Source organism: Helicobacter bizzozeronii, from assembly GCF_900196775.1.
GTDB lineage: Bacteria > Campylobacterota > Campylobacteria > Campylobacterales > Helicobacteraceae > Helicobacter > Helicobacter bizzozeronii.
In genome coordinates this window covers 1-3,739 of record NZ_FZLB01000034.1, presented here as the reverse complement: position 1 = coordinate 3,739, position 3,739 = coordinate 1, and the positions used below count along the sequence as shown (strand labels likewise).

4 protein-coding genes are annotated in these 3,739 nt (G+C 41.3%); all 4 read left to right on the top strand.

The features are described from left to right. The first annotated feature begins 744 nt into the window (after positions 1–744). Positions 745–1,314, top strand: a complete 570-nt coding sequence (locus tag C5684_RS04470; RefSeq protein WP_104639532.1) for a P-loop NTPase family protein — start codon at positions 745–747, stop codon at positions 1,312–1,314. Next, on the top strand, positions 1,311–1,601 hold the full coding sequence (locus tag C5684_RS04465) for a ribbon-helix-helix domain-containing protein (RefSeq protein WP_104638010.1): 291 nt from the start codon (positions 1,311–1,313) through the stop codon (positions 1,599–1,601). Before C5684_RS04470 ends, C5684_RS04465 begins: the two co-directional genes overlap by 4 nt. 181 nt (positions 1,602–1,782) lie before the next feature. Further along, positions 1,783–2,859, top strand: a complete 1,077-nt coding sequence (locus C5684_RS04460; RefSeq protein ID WP_104639533.1) for a hypothetical protein — start codon at positions 1,783–1,785, stop codon at positions 2,857–2,859. Further along, on the top strand, positions 2,856–3,739 hold an 884-nt coding region (locus tag C5684_RS04455; RefSeq protein WP_104639531.1), incomplete at its 3' end, for a hypothetical protein. The genes C5684_RS04460 and C5684_RS04455, both read left to right, overlap by 4 nt.

Below are 3,739 nucleotides of genomic sequence, written 5' to 3'. Positions count from 1 at the left end.
AATTTCTCCCAGTAGATGATGGATTGGGCATAATCCCCAGTGTGGCTATAAGACTTTGCAAGCTGGTAGTATGTATCTGCTTGGCTATCCGCATTACTCACTCCAAATGCTAGCACCCATACTAGGAAAACACGCCAAATATGCCTTTTGAAACTAATTGGTGATAACAAAACGCCTAAGCCGTGTGGCATTCAACTCCAAAGATTGCCAAAGTGGAGCCTAATTTTTTAACACCCTTGCAAACTCTAAAGCACCGCCCCTCTGTGTTTAAAGTTTTGGGGATAGAAAAAGGTTTAAAAGTCATGTCAAAACTTCTCCTCTAAGATTTTTGTACCCTCATTATACCCTTTTGTTGCGTGCTTTATCACCCCCGCACAAAATTTGCCCTCTTAATCCTACCTACGCCTAAACCAAGTCGTATAGAAATCCAAATGTTACCAACTGGCAGCGTGCCATTTTGCTTTGCAGAGGCTCTAGCAAGCCCGCACACTTGTTTAAATAAAAATCAATATATTTAATACAATTTTAAATATTGTTAATTTGTATTAATTACAATATATAACATTATCTATTTATATTAAACATTATTTATAATAATGTATATCTATGTTTAATACAATTAAAAATATAAATCATTTGATTAATCAAAATATTAAATATTTTTTAATGGATTAAATATTATGCTTATTTGGTCGGTGATGCATCTATGCAAGCAACCCAGAAAACCAACTGACAGGGGTATTTATGATTCTTTCTACCATCAACAAAAAAGGCGGAGTAGGCAAGACTGCCTTTAGTTTCTCCATTGCCAAAGATTTAGATTTGTTCTTACAAAGCAATGACTCCTCCATCATTGAGAGCATTTACCCCAATAAAGCTAAAATCAGCACTTATCCGCCCTTGATTGACAACTGCGTCTATGATTTTGGGGGCTTTATCCAAAGTGGGGTTTTAGACATTGCTCAAGCCAGTCAAGCCATCATCATCCCCTGCACCCCTCTTTATAACGCCCTACTAAAGACCATTGAAACCATCCAAGAGTTGCAAGCTTTAAAAGTGCCCTTAATGGTTCTCATCACGGATTATCAAAGCCTAGAGGAAAAAGAACAAGCTAGCTCTACTTTAGAATCTAACTTCACCGATTTAAACTTTTTTTGTTTCAAACGCTCCAAGATTTTAGAAAACTCCATGCGTAAGGGGCTGAGCTTTAAAGAGCTCTCTTTACAAACCCCGCTCTCCAGACTCCATTACAAGACTTTCATCACAGAATACCAACGCCTTTTAGACACTTTGACACAAGGAGCGATTCAATGAATGAAAACACCCCCCAAACCATCCAAGACGCTTTAAAAAATGCTAGTAATACCCAAGAAAATACCTTTAAGGCTAAAGACAAAGCCAAACCGGGCAGAAAACCCTTACCTGCACATTTAAAACAAAACCACACCATCACTTTTTACTTGTCCCAAGAGGAATACAATACCCTCAAATCTTTAGCCGACCAAGAAGCTGATAGTGTGAGCTTCTTTGTCAAACGCTACGTGTTAAAGCATTTGGTGAAGGGCGAGGGGGCAATGCTTGCTTTAAAGCACGAGGAATAATTTTAGGGACAAAAGTGGTTAAAACCCCTTAAAAAATCCTGTGCTATCCTAGTGCCTATAGGTTGCACTCATAGAGATTGGAGCAATCTTTAAATCACCATACAATGGGAAAATCTAAATGAAAATATCTCTAAAAAAACTCCTATGTTTTTTAATTTGTTTCCTAGCATCCTTACACGCCATGGACGATCGCAAAGCGATGGAGCAGGTCAAGCAGTGGGTGCGGGATTTTGTGCCCAAAGAGATGAGCCAAGATGCCAACAATTACTATGTGATCAGCCCCCAAGCAGAATGGAGCGTGGAGAACAAAGTCCCCATTGAGTTTAAGGGCGAAAAATACACCTTCCTCTATGCCAAAGCTAAATTTTATGCCAATAATGAAGCCACTAACAATGCGTGGATGTGCTCGGGCGTGTTGTATCAAGGCAAACTTTACAAGGGTTTTTGTTTGGAGGGTTTTAATGGGGCTTTATTTGCCCAAGTTGTGGAGCATAATCAAGAACCTTACTTGGTTTTAGTGCTTGGGGGGGGTCTTGTTTATTATGGGCAGCCCACATTACCTATTTTGGTGTTTAAAATCATCGATCGCACCTTTTACCTAGATTATTACGGCGCACAGAGTGCTTATGCCAGAATCGATCGCTACTGCCTATCCCAAGATGACCCAGAGGGCGCACATAAAATTGCGATGGGTGAGCTCAACAATAACATTTTGAATCAATTAAAAATGCAGGTCAAAGATCGCCTCTGTGGTCTCAAAAATCCTCCCCAACAACTCCCCGTAGATGTTACGATGGGCAAGCGATCTTATACTCTATTCCAAATCACCCCCTATTTTTACTTGAATCACACCCCTCTAGCGGGTTGTGATTATATCCGTCCCCAAGGTCTTGGATATTGGGCTCTATGCCATAGCGCAGGGGCGCAAACTAAATTCACCCACAAGGGGCGTTTTTTGACCCTAGAGAGTTATTGGCAAAATAAACCCACCTCTAAACCTTTTGTGAAGGCTTACAAAGGTTTTATCACTCTAAAAGAGATCGATGGGGCTTTGTATTTATACCAGTATAGCCAGCAAGTTTTCCAAGTGGAGACTAAGAGCACTTTTAAAGAACTTTTAGGCACAGATATTTTTTACAGACAACCCAGAGACGACCCCAATGCTAAAAATTTGCTCCCATTGGATAAACTAAGCATCTACAAACTCTCCAAACTTGAAACCGAGTGCCGTTTCCGTGGGCTGTGTGCGCGCAGATGAAAAAGATATTAGGGCTTTTGATCGGGGTGGCGATTTTGGGTGCTAGTAATCTATTTGCCACAACGCAAGAACAAGCCTTAGGGGCGATCAAACAATGGTTAGCAGATTTTATGCAAGCTGGGCAGTACCAGCGTTTCTTTTTATACCCCCCCACAAGCGATTTGCCCTCTAGCCCAGATGATTACCCAAGATATAGCACCCCATGCCCAAAGGATCAACCCCATTGCTCTAAGATCAACACCTTTCTTTTGAGTGCCTATGGCGAGTTTTACAAAGATTATCAGGTGCAAGCTAAGGGTATGTGTTTGGGCATCATCAAGCCAAGTGGCGCGCTTGAAAAGGGTTTTTGTTTGAAAGATTTCACAGAACCCAGATTTGAGGATACCCCCAAACAAGACATTAGGCTCATCAAACTAGCCATGTTGCGCTTTATCCCGCCCACGCTCACTTCTCAAGCCCAACATAAGCCCGTTGTGCTTGAGTTTAGGATCGCTGGTAAAGAGGGGTTTTATTTATACCGCTTCAGAGAATTTAAAGGTTGGTGGCACTCTGATTATGATGATTTTTACGATCAATTAAGAGATGATCCTAACGACCCCTACAAATACCCCCTAGAGGCTGTTACAAACCAACTCTTGGAACATTTTAAAACCATGCCCCGTATTTTTGCCTTTAAAGGGGAATCCCTGCAAAACTCCATAGACTATCTTGTCATGCAAGATACACTCTATACCCTTGTGCGTAGCACCCCCAAGCCCCATTCCAAACTTGGCGATTTGGTGTGCTTGAGCATTTTGCACCAGCAACAAATTATCGGGCGCAGTCTGTGTTTAGAGGATTACCAGCAAGCAGGATTCAAGCATCAAGGGGATTTGCTTAA

Excerpts from the sequence above, each read along its gene's own strand:
- C5684_RS04470 (WP_104639532.1), top strand. The coding sequence starts at position 745 with ATGATTCTTTCTACCATCAACAAAAAAGGCGGAGTAGGCAAGACTGCC.
- C5684_RS04465 (WP_104638010.1), top strand. The coding sequence starts at position 1,311 with ATGAATGAAAACACCCCCCAAACCATCCAAGACGCTTTAAAAAATGCT.
- C5684_RS04460 (WP_104639533.1), top strand. The coding sequence starts at position 1,783 with ATGGACGATCGCAAAGCGATGGAGCAGGTCAAGCAGTGGGTGCGGGAT.